This window comes from Williamsia sp. 1138 (assembly GCF_002095435.2).
Taxonomy (GTDB): domain Bacteria; phylum Actinomycetota; class Actinomycetes; order Mycobacteriales; family Mycobacteriaceae; genus Williamsia.
Genome location: NZ_MJEJ02000020.1, coordinates 1 through 18,382, shown reverse-complemented (window position 1 = coordinate 18,382; position 18,382 = coordinate 1). Strand labels below are relative to the sequence as shown.

At 66.0% G+C, this 18,382-nt stretch carries 21 protein-coding genes; 10 read left to right on the top strand and 11 right to left on the bottom strand.

Annotated features, from left to right (window positions below):
- The first annotated feature begins 58 nt into the window (after positions 1-58).
- The gene (locus tag BH683_RS02025; RefSeq protein ID WP_084834600.1) at positions 59-1,162 is read left to right on the top strand and encodes a crosslink repair DNA glycosylase YcaQ family protein; all 1,104 of its coding nucleotides are present in this window, start codon (positions 59-61) and stop codon (positions 1,160-1,162) included.
- 3 nt (positions 1,163-1,165) lie between these two features.
- Here BH683_RS02025 and BH683_RS02020 read toward each other — a convergent pair whose 3' ends face one another.
- Positions 1,166-1,405 (bottom strand): hypothetical protein, encoded by a 240-nt coding sequence (locus BH683_RS02020; RefSeq protein ID WP_084834599.1) that lies wholly within the window; start codon positions 1,403-1,405, stop codon positions 1,166-1,168.
- Positions 1,406-1,600: 195 nt separating this feature from the next.
- Here BH683_RS02020 and BH683_RS02015 point away from each other — a divergent pair, with 195 nt between their 5' ends.
- From BH683_RS02015 to BH683_RS01995, 5 genes are all read left to right on the top strand, one after another.
- The gene (locus BH683_RS02015; protein ID WP_084834598.1) at positions 1,601-3,127 is read left to right on the top strand and encodes an AlkA N-terminal domain-containing protein; all 1,527 of its coding nucleotides are present in this window, start codon (positions 1,601-1,603) and stop codon (positions 3,125-3,127) included.
- Complete coding sequence (locus BH683_RS02010; RefSeq protein WP_084834597.1) at positions 3,124-3,648, top strand: methylated-DNA--[protein]-cysteine S-methyltransferase; 525 nt, start codon at positions 3,124-3,126, stop codon at positions 3,646-3,648. The genes BH683_RS02015 and BH683_RS02010 overlap by 4 nt, the downstream gene beginning before the upstream one ends.
- A 30-nt stretch (positions 3,649-3,678) precedes the next feature.
- Entirely contained in the window at positions 3,679-4,830 is a 1,152-nt protein-coding gene (locus BH683_RS02005) for a DNA recombination protein RmuC (protein WP_246833142.1), read from the top strand.
- Between the two features lie 149 nt (positions 4,831-4,979).
- Entirely contained in the window at positions 4,980-5,480 is a 501-nt protein-coding gene (locus tag BH683_RS02000; protein WP_094647185.1) for a hypothetical protein, read from the top strand.
- Positions 5,481-5,687: 207 nt separating this feature from the next.
- Positions 5,688-6,506: a DUF6542 domain-containing protein gene (locus BH683_RS01995; RefSeq protein WP_143695953.1), complete on the top strand. Its 819-nt coding sequence runs from the start codon at positions 5,688-5,690 to the stop codon at positions 6,504-6,506.
- Between the two features lie 20 nt (positions 6,507-6,526).
- Here the strand turns inward: BH683_RS01995 and BH683_RS01990 are convergent, their stop codons facing one another.
- Entirely contained in the window at positions 6,527-7,081 is a 555-nt protein-coding gene (locus BH683_RS01990; protein WP_084834592.1) for a nucleosidase, read from the bottom strand.
- Positions 7,078-7,845 carry a fructosamine kinase family protein gene (locus tag BH683_RS01985; RefSeq protein WP_246833141.1) on the bottom strand — a complete coding sequence of 256 codons (768 nt, stop codon included), beginning with the start codon at positions 7,843-7,845 and terminating at the stop codon, positions 7,078-7,080. Before BH683_RS01985 ends, BH683_RS01990 begins: the two co-directional genes overlap by 4 nt.
- 45 nt (positions 7,846-7,890) lie before the next feature.
- Between BH683_RS01985 and nadE the strand changes: the two genes are divergently transcribed.
- Entirely contained in the window at positions 7,891-8,715 is an 825-nt protein-coding gene (gene nadE / locus BH683_RS01980; RefSeq protein ID WP_084834590.1) for an ammonia-dependent NAD(+) synthetase, read from the top strand.
- On the opposite strand, the gene BH683_RS01975 is transcribed toward nadE, so the two are convergent.
- The 4 genes from BH683_RS01975 to BH683_RS01960 form a co-directional block, all read right to left on the bottom strand.
- On the bottom strand, positions 8,684-9,634 hold the full coding sequence (locus BH683_RS01975; RefSeq protein ID WP_084834589.1) for an SDR family oxidoreductase: 951 nt from the start codon (positions 9,632-9,634) through the stop codon (positions 8,684-8,686). The genes nadE and BH683_RS01975 overlap by 32 nt on opposite strands.
- A 28-nt stretch (positions 9,635-9,662) precedes the next feature.
- Positions 9,663-10,955, bottom strand: coding sequence for an N-acetylmuramoyl-L-alanine amidase (locus BH683_RS01970; protein ID WP_084834624.1), 1,293 nt, complete (start codon positions 10,953-10,955; stop codon positions 9,663-9,665).
- A 289-nt stretch (positions 10,956-11,244) separates the two neighbouring features.
- Positions 11,245-12,258 (bottom strand): GTP-binding protein, encoded by a 1,014-nt coding sequence (locus tag BH683_RS01965; protein WP_084834588.1) that lies wholly within the window; start codon positions 12,256-12,258, stop codon positions 11,245-11,247.
- Positions 12,255-13,112, bottom strand: a complete 858-nt coding sequence (locus BH683_RS01960) for a rhodanese-related sulfurtransferase (RefSeq protein WP_084834623.1) — start codon at positions 13,110-13,112, stop codon at positions 12,255-12,257. Before BH683_RS01960 ends, BH683_RS01965 begins: the two co-directional genes overlap by 4 nt.
- A gap of 19 nt (positions 13,113-13,131) precedes the next feature.
- Here BH683_RS01960 and BH683_RS28565 point away from each other — a divergent pair, with 19 nt between their 5' ends.
- Both BH683_RS28565 and BH683_RS28560 read left to right on the top strand, forming a co-directional pair.
- Positions 13,132-13,812 (top strand): hypothetical protein, encoded by a 681-nt coding sequence (locus BH683_RS28565; protein WP_168186945.1) that lies wholly within the window; start codon positions 13,132-13,134, stop codon positions 13,810-13,812.
- 89 nt (positions 13,813-13,901) lie between these two features.
- Positions 13,902-14,396: a DUF4190 domain-containing protein gene (locus tag BH683_RS28560; protein WP_168186944.1), complete on the top strand. Its 495-nt coding sequence runs from the start codon at positions 13,902-13,904 to the stop codon at positions 14,394-14,396.
- A gap of 76 nt (positions 14,397-14,472) precedes the next feature.
- Here BH683_RS28560 and BH683_RS01950 read toward each other — a convergent pair whose 3' ends face one another.
- The 3 genes from BH683_RS01950 to BH683_RS01940 are packed head-to-tail and all read right to left on the bottom strand — an operon-like array spanning position 14,473 to position 16,635.
- Positions 14,473-15,108, bottom strand: coding sequence for an LON peptidase substrate-binding domain-containing protein (locus BH683_RS01950; protein WP_084834586.1), 636 nt, complete (start codon positions 15,106-15,108; stop codon positions 14,473-14,475).
- 50 nt (positions 15,109-15,158) lie between these two features.
- Positions 15,159-16,019: an SDR family NAD(P)-dependent oxidoreductase gene (locus BH683_RS01945; protein ID WP_084834585.1), complete on the bottom strand. Its 861-nt coding sequence runs from the start codon at positions 16,017-16,019 to the stop codon at positions 15,159-15,161.
- Positions 16,020-16,074: 55 nt separating this feature from the next.
- Entirely contained in the window at positions 16,075-16,635 is a 561-nt protein-coding gene (locus tag BH683_RS01940) for a type 1 glutamine amidotransferase domain-containing protein (protein ID WP_084834622.1), read from the bottom strand.
- A gap of 439 nt (positions 16,636-17,074) precedes the next feature.
- Here BH683_RS01940 and BH683_RS01935 point away from each other — a divergent pair, with 439 nt between their 5' ends.
- The gene (locus BH683_RS01935) at positions 17,075-17,590 is read left to right on the top strand and encodes a sigma-70 family RNA polymerase sigma factor (protein WP_168186943.1); all 516 of its coding nucleotides are present in this window, start codon (positions 17,075-17,077) and stop codon (positions 17,588-17,590) included.
- Positions 17,591-17,606: 16 nt separating this feature from the next.
- Here the strand turns inward: BH683_RS01935 and BH683_RS01930 are convergent, their stop codons facing one another.
- Positions 17,607-18,230: a DUF1707 domain-containing protein gene (locus tag BH683_RS01930; protein ID WP_084834583.1), complete on the bottom strand. Its 624-nt coding sequence runs from the start codon at positions 18,228-18,230 to the stop codon at positions 17,607-17,609.
- Positions 18,231-18,382 lie beyond the last annotated feature (152 nt).

The window sequence follows — 18,382 nt, the reverse complement described above, 5'->3', positions numbered from 1 at the left end:
ATGTCGGCCTTTGTGCGTACGGTCGTCACCGAAGAGACATCTGGCGTCGGGAGGCCGTATGGACACCATCAGCCGTACTCAACTCCTTGCGGCGCGCTGGCACGTCCAGCAAGTCGGCCGCGAGCCCGGCGCGAAGGAGTGCGACCTCCTCGACTACGGCGTCCAGGACACCGGACCCGACGGCGCCCCCTGGGCACTTCACATCCGCGGATTCGATCAATCCGACGACAGTCTGGCCGTCGCCTGGACGATTCGGGGCGCACCGCACTACTACCGGCGCGCCGACCTCGCGGAGGTCTCGGTGGCCGTGAGCCCCCTGTCATCCGAGGACGCGGGTAAGCGGATCTACGACGCGAGCAAGAAGTTCAGAGATGCGGGCACCGATCCCCTCGAGGCGATGGCCGAGCTCGCGGCCGAGATGCGCAAGATCGTCACCACTCCGACGGTCAAGGGCGAGATGTCGAGGCAGCTGACGTCGGTGCTGCCGGATCACTTTCTGCGCTACTGCAAGCCGTGCGACGCCATTCATCCCTACGAGAACTCGTTTCGGCTCGCTGCAATCCAGGCCGGGCTCGAGTTGCAGCCGGACACCAGTCCCCCGGTTCTCCAGCGGATCAAGGGCTTGCGTCCGAACAATTTTCGGCGGCTGGGAACCGACGCCGCCGAGCGGTTCGACGTCGTCCGCAACCACCTACGCTTCTACGGTGCCGCCACCCCGAAACAGGTCGCGGAGTTCCTCGACGCGCCCGTTCGGGACGTCAAGGCCCACTGGCCTTCTGATGTCACAGACGTATCGGTGGACGGTCAGACGAGGTCTGCGCTGACCGATACCGTTCCTGTGCTGGTCGACCCCCCGAAGGCCGCCGGCCTCCGGCTGGTCGGTCCGTACGACCCATTGCTGCAGACCCGCGACCGCGAGTTGCTGGTACCGGACGCGACACTCCGTAAGGCCACCTGGCCCGCCCTCGGTCGCCCTGGCGTGATCTTCTCAGCAGCCGAACCGATTGGCACCTGGCGGCCGGCGAAAGCAGGCAAGAAACTCAACATCACCGTGGAACTGTGGTCCAAGACCACCGCGAAAACCACCGCCGCCATCGACGAGCAGGCAGCGGAACTGGCTCAGTTCCGGGGCCTCGACCCCGGAGCCGTGAAAATCAAGTGACGTTCAGGCGCGTCGACGCTGTAGCCAGCGGAACATGCCGCTGACCGCGTCGAGGTCCTGCTGCACGGGATCGACCTGCGGGGCCGGCTCCACCGGCACGTCCGGCGCGGCCGCTGCCGGCTTCTCGGCCTCGATCGCCGACTTCACAGACTGTTCGCCGTACAGACCCATCATGATCTCGATGCCCCAGCCCGGAAACTGCGACAACGGCGCTTCTTTGCGTCCCCATCGTGTTACGTACATATTTCACACTCTGGCACGCATCGGCAGTTTTGTCCCCCTTTTGCTGCGTAGAGGGCATAAGGCCACCACGAGGGCAGCCCTCGCCCGTAGACCACAAGTGATGTGGACCACAGCGTCGACGCGTTTCGGACTGCCCTCCACCGCGACGTCCGATTTCCGCTAGTGAAGTCCCGTGAACACTGCCAGAGTGGTGACATGAGCCCAGGTCCCGCAGCGAGCGCACGTCAGCTCGACTTCGACAGCTGCTACCGAGCCGTCCAGTCCCGGGATGCGCGCTTCGACGGTCAGTTCTTCGTCGCAGTGCGTACGACGGGCATCTACTGCCGTCCGTCGTGCCCCGCCGTCACCCCCAAGCCACACAACGTGTCGTTCGTGCTGACCGCCGCCGTCGCCCAACAGGAGGGCTACCGCGCGTGCCGCCGCTGCCTGCCCGACGCGGTGCCCGGATCCCCGCGCTGGAACGTCAACTCCGATCTGGCGTCCCGGGCGATGCGTCTGATCGAAGACGGGCTGGTGGATCGAACCGGGGTGAGCGGACTGGCCGGTCAACTCGGATATTCGCCCCGCCAGCTCAATCGGGTCCTCGGAGATCAGATCGGGGCAGGGCCGCTGGCCCTGGCGCGTGCCTACCGCGCGACCACTGCGCGCATGCTCATCCAGTGCACGGACATGTCCATGTCCGATATTGCGTTCGCTGCCGGGTTCGCCAGCATCCGGCAGTTCAACGACACGGTGCGCGAGGTGTTCGCGCAGACACCGACAGAACTTCGCGCCAAGGGCGCGCCGCGCGGACCCGGGGTGGCCGGAGCCGCTGTCACGCTCAAACTCGCCGTCCGGCAACCATTCTCGCCGCCCTGGCTGCACTGGTTCCTGTCCGCACACGCGGTGACCGGGATCGAGAGCTGGGACGGACAGACCTACCGTCGCTCACTCGATCTGCCCCACGGACCCGCCATCGTCGGCCTGCAGATCGACACCGACCATGTGCGCGCCGAACTTCGGCTGCACGACATGCGCGACCTCGGCGTCGCGGTGCACCGAGTCCGCAAACTGCTCGATCTCGACGCGGATGTCTCCGCTGCCAACGACGTCTTGCAGCGGGTGCCGGCCCTGTCGCCCCTGGTCGAGGCGATGCCCGGAATCCGGGCGCCCGGCAGCATCGATCCGACTGAACTACTCCTGCGAACAATGATCGGTCAGCAGATCTCGCTACCCGCCGCCCGCACGCACGCTGCCAAACTCGTCGCCGCACTAGGTGTTCCGCTCGACAACCCGGACGGAGCGATCACCCACCTGTTCCCGACGGCCGCGGCCATCGCCGAACGCGGGCACGAGGTGCTCACCGGGCCTGCGGCCCGCACCACGGCGATCGTGGACGTCAGCCGGGCCATCGCCGAGGGCCACCTGACAATGCACCCTGGCCAGCCGGCGGCCGAACTGCGGACCCAGCTGATCGCCCAACGCGGCATCGGGGCCTGGACCGCCGACTACGTCATCATGCGACTGCTGGGTGACCCGGACATCCTGCTGAACACCGATCTGGTCCTACGCAAGTCCGCGGCCGACCTCGACATCGACCTCACCGACACGAGTAGCTGGTCACCCTGGCGGTCCTACGCCTCGATGCACCTGTGGCGCAGCGCAGTTGCTCGCGTCGAGCCCACCCTTGCCGTCGCGCCGGCACCTCCGAACACCACCCGAAGCCGAAAGAAGGTCTCATGAGTACCGCCGCCTGGACCACGATCACCACCCCGACCGGTCCGTTCACCATGGTCGTCGACAACGACGGTCAGGTGCTGGCGTCCGGATGGTCTGCCGACGCCGATTACCTCAATGCGTTGGTGCACAAATCGATTCGACCGGACGTTCTCGTCAACAAGCCGGATCTGGGAACGGTGAGCGCCGCCGCGGAGGCCTATCACCGCGGCGACGTCACGGCCATCGACGACGTCGCGGTGAAGCAACGGTCAGGTGCCTTCCTCGAACACGCCTGGGACGTGTTGCGCCAGGTGCCCGCGGGCGACCCGGTCAGCTATACCGAATACGCCCGCCTCAGCGGCCGACCCGCAGCCATCCGGGGCGCCGCCAGCGCCTGTGCACGCAACGCGGCAGCCCTGTTCGTACCGTGCCACCGGGTCCTGCGTTCCGACCGGACACTCGGGGGCTTCCGCTACGGCCTGGACGTCAAGTCCTGGCTGCTCGCCCACGAGAACCCGGAGGAAACGCTGTTCACCTCCGCGTGAGTGTCAGACCTCTCGTGCACCATCACTCGCATGAGTATCACCGCGGTCGTCCTGCTGGCAGTCGGCCTGGCCATCGGATTCGTGCTCGGCTGGCTGCTCCACGCCGGTCGGTCGGGCACCGAGCTCGCCGTGGCGCGCGCCGAGGCCGATGCGGCCCACGCCAACCACGACCTGCTGGTCCGGTCGCTGTCGGCGGCGAGTGAGGACGCGGCCCGCCGGCAGTCCGGTGCCATCGGCCAGCAGGTCTCCCACATCGTCACCCCACTGCGGGAGACGCTGGACACCCTGGCGGGGGAACTGCGTCGCACCGAGCGCCACCGCATCGCGGCCTATGCCGGCCTGTCCGAACAGGTGTCGGGGATGCGCGAGACCTCCGCTCATCTGGGGTCGCAGGCCGAGCAGCTGGCCGGAGCCCTGCGGTCGCCGCAGGCTCGGGGCAGGTGGGGTGAGCTGCACCTCGAGCGCGTCATCGAAGCGGCCGGCCTGCAACGCCACTGCGATTTCACCAGCCAGGTCAGCGGGACCACCAACGACTCGTCCAAGGTTCGCCCCGACCTCGTGGTGCATCTGGCAGGCGGCCGCGACGTGGTGATCGACGCGAAGGTGCCCCTGTCTGCCTACCTGGACGCCTCCGACAGCACCGACCCCACCATCCGCGCACAGGCGTACCGGGCCCACGCCCGGGCGTTGCGCGGCCACGTGCTGCAGTTGTCCTCCAAGGCTTACTGGGAAGCACTGCGGCAGTCACCGGAGTTCGTCGTCCTGTTCGTCCCGGGTGAGGCGATCCTGGAGATGGCGTGCCGGGCCGACCCCGATCTGATCGAATACGGCTTCACTCACGACGTGGTGATCGCGACACCGACCAATCTGGTCGCGCTGCTGCGCACGATCGCGCTCGGCTGGCGGCACGAAGCACTCACCAGGGACGCCCAGCAGATCCACCAGCTCGGCAAAGAGCTCTACCAGCGGATCGGTGTGGTCACCCGGCACCTCGACAAGCTGGGCGGATCGCTGGGCAAGGCCGTCGAGTCGTACAACTCGGCGATCGGCACCATCGATTCCCGGGTCACCGTCACCGCCCGCAAGCTCTCCGAGCTGGACGCGTTCTCCGACCTGGACGATCTGGACCCGCCGGTGGCCATCGACGTCGCCCCCAGGCGTACGGAATCACGCGTCAACTGACGCACATCGTGCGGATTCAGTCGCGTTCAGGCCTCTGAGCCAAGCAACTTGGAAGCGCTGTTGCTCGGGTTCCATGCGAACTTCAAGCCCATTCCAAGCGGTGCACGACAACCTGATCCCAGTCGCCCTTCACCCCTGGAGTCAGTCACATGTCTGTCAGCCGCTCAGCAGCCGCCGCCACCGCCCGCACCAGCCCGTCCGGATGCGTCGTCGGAGGCTGGCTCCTCGCCATGGCGGTGGTCGGCGGAGTTGCCTTCGCCGCAGGTGACAACCTTCAGAGCACCGTCGATACGCCGATTCCCATGCCCACGGTCGCGGCCACCGAGGCGCCGATCGCTCCACAAGGATCCGCCCTCGCCGTGTATCTACCCATTCGCGCCGGAGCGCTCTCGGACGGTCGCGTCGTCGCCGCCGTCACCACACCCGCACCGGTGCAGTCCCTCCCTGCGGACATCGCCTGCGGCCTGAACCAGCGAACCGGACTCGCCATCACCCGGGTGCACGCTCCCGATCGGGCGGCCCACTCGTCGAACCGTCGCGGACCGGCGAGTGTGTCCCGGGTCAGTGCCACGGCGTGCCGACTCGCCGCCACGCAAGCATCCCCTGCCAAGCCCGCGATCAAGGCCGCCGCCGGGGTGTCGGGCCACTGATCTGAGTTGTGACCTGGCGCGGGCGACCGAGAGGGTCGGAGGTCGAACTCGGTGAGATCTTCGCCACGGGGTGCCCGCCGTTCACCCCCATCTGGCTGCTGACCCGCGGATCCTGTCACCGCCGCGACCGCTCCGCGTTCCGATACGTCTGGCGTCTGCGCGGCGTTCGTTACCCGGATTCTCAGCATTTACCGGTACGGTCAACATGTGATTTCTGGCCCGCGCTCGCGCTCGGGGGTACCCCTCGACGAGCAATCCGCACTTCCCACCGCACCTGGCGTGCCGTGGTGGGGTGCGGTTCTCATCGCCGTAGGTCTGACCACGGTCGGTGCGGTCATCGCCGTCTCCGGCGATGAGACCAATCTCGGGTTCTCGTTCAATGCCCTCTACGTCGTGGGCTGCGTCGCCGCGGTCCTCGCGGTCCGCCGCCGAGCGCTCTTCACCGCCGTCGCCCAGCCGCCTCTGGTGCTCTTCGGTGTGGCGGTGATCGCGTTGTACTTCCTGGTCTCCGACTCCGGAGCCGGCCTCAAGAAACTCGTGTTCGATGTAGCACTGCCCGTGGCGAAGCTGTTTCCGCTGATGGGATGGACCTTCGTTGTCGTGTTCGCCATCGGGGCGGCCCGTTACTGGTTCACGCACCCGAAGAACGCCGGTAAGCCGGCGTCGAGCCGCCGATCAACGGCGAAGAAGGCGACTGCGACGAAGTCCGAGTCCACCGCCCGGCCCAGACGCGCGAGTTCACCCAAACCATCGATGGTCAAAGAGGACGCCTCGAGCACCGCGATCCCGCCGCGTTCGCGGGCAGGCCAGACCCCGCGGACTCCGCGACCGCCCGAGCCCCGGCTCCGGAACCCCGAGCTCGGTGACGAGATACCGCGCCGCCGTCGAGCGGCCCCGGACGCTCCGGAACCGCGACGCCGGCACGCAGAGTCATTCGACACTCCGCCCCAGCCCGGTGCACGCGCCTACCGCAGCCCTGACGGTTACGAGCCGACGCCACGTCTGCGCCACCGCGACCTGCGCTGACCTGACGACCGCCGTTCAGGTCACGCGGGAACGTTGCGCTCCAACCACTCTCCGATCAACCTGGCCGCCGTATCCACGCGGGCAGGCCAATCCATGGCACCTTCGTCTGCGTCGTCGCTGATGACCTTCACGAGCCGGCACGCCACACCGAAATGACGGCACGCCTGGGCGATGGCAAAGGCTTCCATGTCGACCAGCCCTGCCCTGGCGGCGAGCACGTCGCGGTGCGCCGGATCAGCGACGAAGGTGTCCCCGGTGGCCACCTCGCTGCCGTCGCCTCCCGGCAGGTCGTACCGGTCGATCACCGGGTAGCCCATCGAGCGCAGGGCCGCGCTGCTGATGTCGTGCTGATGGACCACCGACGGGACGAACAGGCCCGCAGTCGCGGGACGCAACGCTCCGGCGGTGCCGACGTTCAGCACCGTGAGACCAGTCGTGTTCGCATGGTTCGCCAAGGTCTGGGTCATCGCGATGGCCGCCGAAACCTTCCCGATCCCGCAGATCAGCAGCGGTAGCCGGGAAGGCACGTAGGCAGCCTCGGAGCGGGTGGCCGAGACGATCAGCACCTCGTTCACGCGGCGAGTTCCAGGGTGCGCCGGGCGGCTCTGCCCAATTCGGTGCCGTAGCCGGGACCGTGCCCGGCGGCGTGGACGGCCAGAGGATGTAACTGATGCAGCGGGATGCGGTCCTGCCATCCCGCGCGCAGCCGATGGGCGCGCTGATACCCGTCGATCACGGCCTCGAACTCGGGACAGCCGAAGAGCGCCAGCATCGCGAGGTCGGTCTCCCGGTGTCCGCCGTGGGCGGCCGGATCGATCATCACCACCCCTTTCGGCGTCCACATCACGTTTCCACTCCACAGATCACCATGGATCCGCGCTGCCGGCTCGTCGTCGTCGAAGAGCCCGGACGCGATGAGCTCGCAGGCGGCCCGGGTGTCCTCGGCGTCGGAGTGCGTCAGATTGCCCGCAGAGACGGCGATGTCGACGAAGGCCAGCACTCGTTGCACGGCGTAGAACTCGCCCCAGGTGGGCTTCGGCTCGGACGGCATCGCCCTGCTCCCGATGAACAGCTGGCCGTCGAAACCGGCTGGTGGGCTGCCGAACTCAGCGGCACCGGCATCATGCATCCTGGCCAACGCAGCACCGAACTCCTCGGCGGCGACCGGCGTCGGCGCAGCGGAGGCCACCCTCTCCAGCGTGATGTGTTCGGCCGAGACCTCGAGCACCTGCACTACTGGCGCCCCGGCGTCGCCGAGCCAGCGCAATCCGGCCGCTTCTGCGGCGAAGAAGTCGGGGTGGGCGCCGGGGCGTCGTTTGACGAATTCTGCGGTGGTCACCCTTCCAGCGTGCCGGATCACCGTCGGTCGCACTACCATCGGCTCATGGCCAGCCTGCAGAAGAGCATCATCGCCGAACTCGAGGTGTCCGCGACCATCGACCCCCAGTCGGAGGTGGACCGACGCGTCGACTTTCTCAAGGGGTACCTGACGTCGACCGGGATGAAGGGATTCATCCTCGGTATCAGCGGTGGACAGGACTCGGCCCTGGCCGGGCGTCTGTGCCAGCTGGCGGTCGAGGCCGTGCGCGCCGACGGTGGCGAGGCGACCTTCCTCGCTGTCCGTCTCCCCTACGGTGAGCAGGCCGATGAAGACGACGCGCAGATCGCTCTGCAGTTCATCAAGCCCGATCGCAGCGCGGTCTACAACGTCAAGCCGGGTTCCGACTCCACCGCGGAAGAAGTGGTGCAGACCCTGGGTGAGCCGCTGCTCGATCTGGTCCGCGGCAACATCAAGGCCCGTGAACGCATGGTGCTGCAGTACGCGGTGGCCGGCCAGGAGAATCTCCTGGTGGTCGGTACCGACCATGCCGCAGAAGCGGTCACCGGGTTCTTCACCAAGTTCGGGGACGGTGGAGTCGATGTCACACCACTGACCGGTCTGACCAAACGACAAGGTGCACAGATACTCTGGCATCTCGGTGCACCCACATCGGTGACGTCCAAGGTGCCGACCGCCGACCTCGAGGACGACCGCCCGGCGCTGCCCGACGAAGAGGTTCTCGGAGTCACCTACAGCCAGATCGACGACTACCTCGAAGGCGGCCAGGTCGACGACGCCGTCGCCGAACGGATCGAATTATTGTTCGTCCGGACCAGGCACAAGCGGACTGTGCCGGTCACCCCTTTTGACGAGTGGTGGAAGAGCTAGAGTTCGAATCAGAGGGCGCCGCAAGATCTTCGAGATTGCGGCCGCTGATACGGGCCAGTTGGTCGAAACGGTTGTTCGCGATCCGCATGACGATTTCATAGGGCAGTGCGAATTTGCGCGCCACGAAGTAGCCGAACCGGATGTCGAACGACGTGTAGACCATGAACTGGTTCTTGCGAATCCCCGTCAGGATCGCCTCGGCCGCCTTCTCCGGGGAGACCGCGACCTTGTGGAAGTGCCCGATCTCACGCTGGATCACCGGGTTATCGCGGTCGAGACCCGCGATGTCGACGGTGCCGACGAGAGGGGTGTCAACACCACCGGGGCAGACCAGCGACACGCCGATCTTGTGCCGGCGCAGGTCCATGCGGAGGACCTCCGATACGCCCCGGATCCCGAACTTGCTCGCGCTGTAGGCAGCGTGCCACGGCAGTGCCAGCAACCCGGCCGCCGACGAGACGTTCACGAGATGACCGCCGCGGCCGCGTCGCACGATCTGCGGGACAAAGCACTCGATGATGTGGATCGGCCCCATCAGATTGACGTCGACCATCTTCTTCCAGTGCCTGTGCTCGAGGTTTTCCACTGTGCCCCAAGCTGACACACCGGCGATGTTCATGACGACGTCCATCACGCCCACCTCGGCATCGACCTGCTGAGCGAACCGACGGACCCACTCGTAGTCGGACACATCGCCTGCGCGATGGAACAGGATCTTCCCGTCGGCCCTCTTGACCTCGGCCACGGTCTCGTCGAGGTTCTCCGCCGCTATGTCGGTCAGCACCAGGGCCGCGCCATCACGCGCCGCCGCCAACGCCGTCGCCTTACCGATCCCGCTCCCCGCGCCGGTGATGAGGACCCGTTTACCTTGAAGGTTCTTCACGGGCACGCTCATCACCAGGAGATCTTTGATGCTCATGACTCAACCCTACGGGTCACATCAGTACTCAGATGGGTAGTTTGCCGCCAAACATCTCATAGATGACCGAGAGCATCGCCTTGAGAACCTGCGACGAGGCATCGCTGCCCTCACTCGACAGGAGCCCCTCGATCACCTTGGGATCCTTGGTGTCCGAGAGCTCGCTCAGCAGCGGCAGGATCGACTGCAAACCGGAGAGGTCGAGTCCCGATTCACCACCGGTGGCATCCGGGGTTGCGGAGTCCTGGCCTTCGAGCGGCAAGCTCGGCAGACCCAGTCCGGGAACGATCGGCGTGGTCGTCGTGGTCGGCGTGGTCGGCGTCGTGGTGGTCGTTCGGCCTGATGTCGACGGCGCCGAGGGCGAGGTGGTGCGCGGCGTCGTTGCCGAGGGCGGTGCTGTCGACGGCGTGGTGGCAGGCGCCGAGGTGGTGGCGTAGGAACTACTCGCCGGGGCTTTGTTCTGTCCTGACGCAGCGGGTGCCGACGGGCTCGCCGGGGCGCTCGGCGCCGTGTTTGCGGGCGACGGGGTTACCGGCGCAGCGGTGGTGGCCGGCGCGCCTGTCGTCGACGGTGCGGTGGTCGGGGCCGCCGGGGTCGAGCCTGTCAGCAGAAAACGCAGGATGCCGTCGACGAGTCCGACGGCGTACTTGAGCTGCCCGTCTTTGCTGGACAGCGTTGCAGCGTCGGTGGGGTTGGACAGGTTGCCGAGCTCGGCGAACACGTCCGGGACCTTCGTCAGGTTCACGGCGGCGACGTCGGCGCGGGTCTGCAGGCCGTCCTGGGCTCCGGCATAGTTCGCGGGTACGAGACCGGCCGCCTTGAACGCGTCGCGCATCTGCTCTGCGGCCTTGCGACCGGGGCCCGACTGGACCTCGTTGACGGTGGCATCCGGAATCGGCAGCTCGGGGACGATGATGTGGAAGCCACTCTTGTCCGCGTCCGTCCCGGGGGAGGTCGAGTCGGCGTGGATGTTGACGGCGATGTCGGCACTGGAGGCGTTGGCCGCGTTGGCCCGCTCGTCGATGCAGCCGCCCCATCCGGTGTCGTCCTGGCGACTGAGGACCACCTTCGCGCCCTGGCTCTCCAAACCGGCCTTGACCAGCTGGGTGATGTCCCAGTTGACCGTGTGCTCGGCGATACCGTCCGGGCTGGTCGCCCCGGTGGTCTGGCACGGCTTGGTGCCGCCCCGACCGTCGGGTACCGGCTTGTTCAAGTCATTGCCCGCGGCCGACCCCTGGTGCCCGGGGTCGAGGAAGACGGTCTTGCCTGCCAGCGAATTCCCCTGTGCAGGAGCAGGATCGGCTGAGGCCGTGGTGGGCATCGCGATCAGCGAGGCCGCCAGAGCCAGGCAGGTGAGCCCGGCAACGCGGAGGTCCTTCTTGGTCACGGTGTTCCTTTCGGGTGCGCCAACAGGCGCAACATCAGTCACAATATTCACTTCAGTAACAGTGAAGCAGTAGTTGAGACTTTTGGGAAATGCTGGGCCTGCGGTCGACAAACCGTTGTGGGGTCGTGATCGGGACGATGCACAATCGTGCGTCCCACGACGATGACGGGCCCCTCAGACGTCGGTACCCTCTGACAGTTTCGGCACAGCGAGCCGAGACCCCCTACCGCACGTACCTCGTGATACTCAGCATCGACTGGGCGTCCACGGCATCGTCGGCGCGAGCTTTTTCGAGGGCGGCTCGCACCTGCGCTTCGTCGATCCCGGCGCCGATGACGACCAGTTCGGTGCGGCGGGATTCCTGCGGGTCCCAGGGCCGGGTGTGCACGCTGACGTAACTCCCGACGGAGTGCACCACGTACTTGCGACGGTGCCGGGCCACCTCGAAGTGGACGAATCCCTTGACCCGGAACACTCCGGTCGGCGGCTGCTCGAGGAACGCTGCCAACGCTCTGGGATTCATCGCTCCGGGTTCGACGAAGCTGACTGATTGGTAGTCGTGGTGCAGGTGCCCGCAGTGGTCGTCGTCGGCGAGGAGTTCGTCGAGGCCGAGCTGTCGCGGCGCGCCGTCGTCGTCGCGTTGTGCGGACTCCAGGTCGGCGAGCAGCGCGAGGTCGACCACCGCATCTCGTGTGGTGATGATCGGCGCGCCGGCGTTGGCCTCTCGGATCAGCATTCGCGCGTGCTCCACCTCGTCGGCGCCGGTGAGGTCGGTCTTGTTCAGGACGACGAGGTCGGCGAGTGCGATGTGCTGATCGATCCGTGGATGCTGCTCTCTCGTCTCGGCGTAGTTGCGCGCGTCGACCAGGTAGAGCAACCCTCCGTACTCGATGCGCGGGTTGTCGCTGCCGGCGACCATGCGGATCAAATTGCGCGGCTCGGCGAGACCGCTGGCCTCGACGACGATGAGGTCGAGACCGGCGCGGGGTGTGACGAGGGAGGCGAAGGTGGCGTCGAGACCGTCGTCGTCGACGGTGCAGCACATGCACCCGTTGCCGAGCGACACCGCGCCGTCCACCTGGCCGGCGACGAGCATGGCGTCGATGTTGACCGCCCCGAAGTCGTTGACCACCACTCCGATCCGCAGACCAGACCGTGTTCGCAGCAGATGATTCAGCATCGTCGTCTTGCCGGCACCGAGGAAGCCGGCCACGATCACAACAGGTATTCGCTTCACGACACCTGATCCGCGAGGCAATCGGGGCAGACCACCACCAGTTCGCGACCGTTTGCGTCCGGGTAGTTCGCCACGTTCTTCGTCGGGTTCCCGCACCTGGTGCACGTGCCGACAACCTTGGCGTGGTCGGTGAAGTCGACGCTCATCCGTTTGTCGAAGACGTAGAGCGAACCGTCCCACAACCCGTCGTCGCCGTACTGCTCGCCGTACCGAACGATGCCGCCGTCGAGTTGGTAGACCTCGGTGAAGCCGCGATTGCGCATCAGAACCGAGAGCACCTCGCACCGCACTCCACCGGTGCAGTAGGTGACCACGGGCTTGTCTTTGAGATGGTCGTAGTCGCCGCGATCGATCAGCTCCACGAAGTCGCGGGTGGTCTCGGTCGGTGGGACAACGGCGTCACGGAACCGTCCGATCTGAGCCTCGATGGCGTTGCGCCCGTCGAAGAAGACGACGTCATCGCCGCGGTCGGCCACCAGTTCATGCAGCGACTCCGGGCTCAGGTGGGTTCCGCCCCCGACCACACCACCTGAATCCACATGCAGCTCGTCGGGCGCACCGAATGTGACGATCTCAGATCGAACCTTGACGCTCAGACGCGGGAAGTCATCACCCACGCCGTCTGACCACTTGATGTCGGCGCCGGAGAACGCGGCATACGCGCGTGTCCCCCGTACATATCGTTTGACGGCCTTGATGTCGCCGCCGACGGTGCTGTTGATTCCGTGCTCGGAGATGATGATCCGACCCGTGACCCCGGCCGCTTCGCATAATGTTTGCTGCCATAGCCGGATTGCTTCGGGGTCGGCCAGCGGCGTGAAGACATAGAAAAGCACAATCTTGGGTGTCGACACAGGGGTAAGGGTACTGAACATGTGGACAAGAACGATCGGCATGGTGGCTGCGGCGGGGGCGGCCGCAGCGGTGCTCGCGGGCTGCTTCCCCCAGGACGGACCGAGCACCAGAGACATCCCTCCCGTCGACGAGTTGTCGACCGAAACATCGGTGACCACCACGACCACCACGCGGAGCACGACGGCGAACCGATCGGACGGACTGACGCTTGCAACCGCGATCAGTACCGCCGCCCGGGTCAACAACAGCGACTTCCACGAGGCCGCGCTCGAGGGCGGCCGCCTCGAGGACACCTCTGAGTTCCACTTCTCCACCCCGGACGCGGCCGTGAACTGTTCGACGGTGCAGCGCGACGTCCCGACGCTGGCGTGCGATGTGGCGGGCACGCCGGCGCAGACCCGCGACTACTGCACATGGGAGGCCGGTTACGTGGTGCTGACCGACACGGCCTCTCAGGGAACCTGTGCGGACACCCCGTGGGTGTGGACCCGCGGATCAGTATTGCCGTTCGGCTCGACCATCTCGGTGGGCACATTCCAGTGCCTGAGCGACTTCTCCGGTCTCTACTGCCTCAACACGCGTTCGGACAACGGTTTTGCGCTGCGGGACGGCAAGTATCGCGCGATATCCGGTGCCGACCCCGCTCCTGCCGCACTCATCGACGGCGCGGAGCCGACGATCACCACGTCGGGTCGGTAGGGCCGATAGACTGCTCGGCAGACGAGCCGGCCACAGGGCATTGTTTCCCACCACCTGTCCGGTATCTGCACTCTCGAAAGGTGATGGCCGTGACTTACCCTCCGCCGTACGATCCACCGTCAAACGACCCGCTGCGCAAGCGCGATTCGAGCGGCGATGACCAGAGTGCGTCCGGCCCGCCGCCGGCCGACCCCGGGTTCGCGCCCACCAACTACGACTACGGCAACCAACAGGGCGGCTATCAACCCGGGTACCAGCCACCCGCGTACGGGCAACCCGGCGGATACCAGCAGCCCGCCTACGGGGCGTACGGCGCACCCGTCTCCGAGACCAACTCGAACGCCATCATCGCGCTGGTGTGCGGTATCGGCGCGTTCGTGATCTGCGGTCTCGGCGCGATTCCCGCGATCATCTTCGGCAACAAGGCGATTGCGGAGATCGATGCGTCCGGCGGCCGGCAGGACGGTCGAGGGATGGCGCAGGCAGGCAAGATCATCGGCTGGGTCGCCGTTGCGATGTGGGTCATCGGAATCGTCCTGTTCGCGATCATCTTCGTCGCCGCAGCCGCGTCGTCTTCTACCTGATCAGCGGGCCGGGGCGATCGTGCGCCGATGCTGCGTCCGGTCCCTCCGTGTTCCCCTCACAACATCTCGGAACCTTCTAATCGCTCGGCAGCCCCGAGAATTCGATGACGGCTATCAAGTCGTCGAGAGCCTGTGCCAGTGCGTCGATACGGGCACGGGTGCCCGGGGCAGAGAGGATCTTCTGGCGGTCGGCGGGTCCGAGACCCAGTCGCACCGCGGTGCCGTACACCTTTGCGTCCAGCGGTTCGTCGGCTTCCAGCGGTTCGGTGAGCCGATCGCCAACCTCGATGCCGCGCACCCTGTCCAGGGTGGCGGCGAGTTGCCCGAGCCGTGCGACGACCGGGTTGAGCGCACCGGGCACAGTGATCGGATCGGTGCTGGGCCACAGCTCGATCTCGGCCTGCGGATATGGATCGTCGGGTAGCCAGGATCGGACGCGGAATCTGTCGGTCCCCACACAGGTCAGGTGGAACCTGCCGTCCGGACTCGGACTGCATTCTTCGATCTGCGCGAGCGTGCCGACGTCGACCCGTTCCTCGCCGCCACCCGTTTCCCGGCCGCGGGAGATCAGCACGACTCCGAACGAGTTGTGACCGGTGTCGGCGGTGCAGTCCGCGAGCATCTGAACATACCTGGGCTCGAAGATCTGCAGGCTCAGCGGTTCGCCGGGAAGCAACGTCATCCCGAGCGGAAACATCGGATGTGCGCTCATGGCTCCAGCATGCCCGTCCGGGTCCGAACCCAACCACCCGCCCGGCAGGGTCAGGTCGGGAGCCGACCGAGCACGACTCCGGCGCCCGCCGCACGGATCGCCGCCACCCGCTGCAATATTCGTGCGTACCGGGGCATCAGTTCCTCGGGGCGATGGTGGACGGCGTGCGTGATCCAGCGCGCGGCTTGCTCGGCGGTGAGCGCGGGCAGCGTGTTGTACTCGGCGGTCGGCGCGATCATCGGGGTCCGGATCAACGGGAAGTAGATCGTGCTCACCGCTATGCCCGCAGCACCGAGTTCGAGGCCGATGCTGCGACCGACGATGCTCAGCGCCGCCTTCGACCCGGCGTACGCCGAGAATTTCGGCATGGTGCCTGCAGGCACACCCCAGGTGGAGACGTTGACGATGTGCCCACTGCCACGCAGCTTCATACCCGGTAAGAAGCCGAGCATGAGTCCAACCGGGCCGAAGTAGTTGACGGCCATCGTCCGGCGGTAGTCGTGCAGCCTGTCGACGGAATCGATCGCGGATCGCCGGATCGAGCGGCCGGCGTTGTTGATGAGCACATCCGGCGTCCCGTGGTTCTCCAGCACCGTCGCGACCAGCCGTTCGACGTCGCCCTCATCGGCCAAGTCGGCAGTATGCGCGGTGGCCGCGCCTCCCCGGGCGACGATGGTGTCGCGAACCCGCGTCAATTCCTCGGCACCTCGCGCGACGAGGATCAGCTCTGCCCCCTGCGCGGCGAGCGCCAGCGCAGCGGCCTCCCCGACCCCGGAGGACGCACCCGTCAAGAGAATCTTCTTGGCGTCGATCCTTTCGGGCGTCGCAGAAAACGGCAGATCGTTCAGCGAGATCGGCCGGTCGAGGCCGAAGTGCGCAATGCGAGCTGTGAGGCGGCGGGCGGTCGTCATGAGTGACCACCTTGGCACACGCCTTCTACCGTGGTGGCCTACCCGTAGGCAGGCGCTACTTCTCGGCGGCGAACTGCGTGACCAATGTCGAGCAGAATGCCGGCAGATCCCCGGGGTTGCGGCTCGTGATCAGCGTGTTGGGGCCGTCTGCACACACCACCACTTCATGATCGGTCCACGTGCCACCGGCGTTGGTGATGTCGGTTCGCACACTCGGGAACGACGTCAGGGTACGACCTGACACCACGTCGGCCTCGACGAGTGTCCAGGGCGCGTGGCAGATGGCCGCCACCGGTTTGCCCTCCGTGAAGAAGTCCGCGATGAACTTGACCGCTGCCTGGTCGGTCCGCAGATTGTCCGGGTTCGCCACGCCACCGGGAAGGACCAGAGCGTCGAAGTCTGCGGCGGGCACATCAGCGACCACCGCATCGACCGGAAAGGTGTCGGCCTTGTCGAGGTGATCGAACGCCTGTATTTCGCCGGTCTCGGTCGACACCAGCGTCGGTGTCCCCCCTGCTTTTTCGATCGCTGCCCACGGATCGGTGAGCTCGATCTGCTCGACACCTTCGGTCGCGACGAGAAACGCAATCCGCTGCCCTTGGAGTTCATTTGCCATGCGGCGCGAATACCCGCCCCCGATGCTCACGAAACGCCTCGCGGGGGCGGCGCCGGACCACGTGGCACGATTCGGCGGCAGCCGGACCGGAACCCTGGACGTGACCTGGGTCACAGACCTATCGTGAGATATGGCTACCAAGACATACAGCAAGCACGTCATTCATCACTGCGAGGACTGCGGCCGATCCATGGAGGTCGAGGTCAAAGAATTCCGCACCTTCGGCGGGGAAATCCACAAGACCAAGTCCCAACCCCACTGCGTCAATCCCCAATGCAGAAGTTACCAAAACTAAGCAACAATAATATAAGTGAACTTACGTTCGGCAATTCCCGGCGACGTGTAACAAATGTCGCGCAGCATCCTATAGTGGAGTATGACCGCGGAGTCAGACCATGACCGGGACACGCCAGTCGACTTCGCAAATTTGCTTGCGCGAGTGGCAGATAAGGACGCCGAGGCGTTCCGCGAACTCCATGACGCAACGCGCTCGAGACTATTCGCGTTGATATACAAAGTCGTTCGCGACGTCGGCTACGCCGAGGAAACTCTTCAAGAGGTTTACCTCGAAATCTGGATGAAAGCCGATACCTATCGGCCCGAATTGGGCAAGCCGCTCTCCTGGCTGATGATGCTCTGTCATCGTCGCGCGGTCGACCGCGTCCGGTCCGAAGAAAGACTGCGCCGCAAGACCGCTCTGCTGGCGATGATCTCCTGCGATGTCGACGCCGCGAGTGCCGACGAACCGGTCCTGCTGCGCGATGAATATCAGCGACTCATGCGCCATCTCAGCGCCCTCACACATCGGCAGCGCCAGAGCATCAACCTCGTCTACTTCGCCGACCTCACCCAGCGCGAGGCCGCCAAGCATCTGAACATTCTCGTCCCGGCCCTCAAGACGCGGCTGCGCGACGGGGTCCTGCGGTTGCGGACGCAGATGCGCTCCGAGGTCTGACCCCGGCCACGGCCCGTCAGAACTGCGATGCCGGCGCTGCGGATCGTTTGATCGTCACGCCGGTCATCGCCGAGATGGACCCGCTCACGTTGATGACCGACCCACCCGGCCGAACCGGCGGTCCACCCTTGTCCTTGATGCTCGACCACCCCGACTTGTCGAGTTCCGAGTACCGGATCTCTTGATCGGCACCGACACGCAGCTTCACCGTGCTCGTCGACACCTGCAGCTGCACGTTGACCAATGGCCCGGGCAGGGTCGCGTTGGTGAAATCGAGGTCTATGGTGCCCATCGACCCCGTGACCAGAATGTTGGGTGGCACCGACCAGACACCTTTGCGTCGGACCGTCTCCCACTCTGCGTTGAACTGGACCGGTCCCGCCGGTACGACAGGCGCTTGGGCGGGCAATGCTGCTGCGACCACCGGCGAATCTGGGAACAGGTGCCCAGCCACAGGCAAGTGCTCGAGCACCACGCGCAGATCACCTCGCGTCTTCGCTGCGTACACCGCCTCGGAGCGATCTTCGAACTCGACGATCTCTAGATAGCCGCCAGAAAACGCGTCATTGAGCAGAGCAATCGCGCGCTCGCGTTCTGAATTTCCCACCCGAATGTGGTCGTCAGCGTGATCCGGTGCCATGCGGCCAGTCTAAGAGACTGTCCGTTTTCCTCCTGTCACGTCCCAGACGGCCGACAAATGCACACCGTTCAGTCATTTGCACACGTTCGACGGAAGTTGTCAACCTGTCTGAGACAGGTGTGGGTTTTTCGATTGTTCGGCCTGTTCGGCCT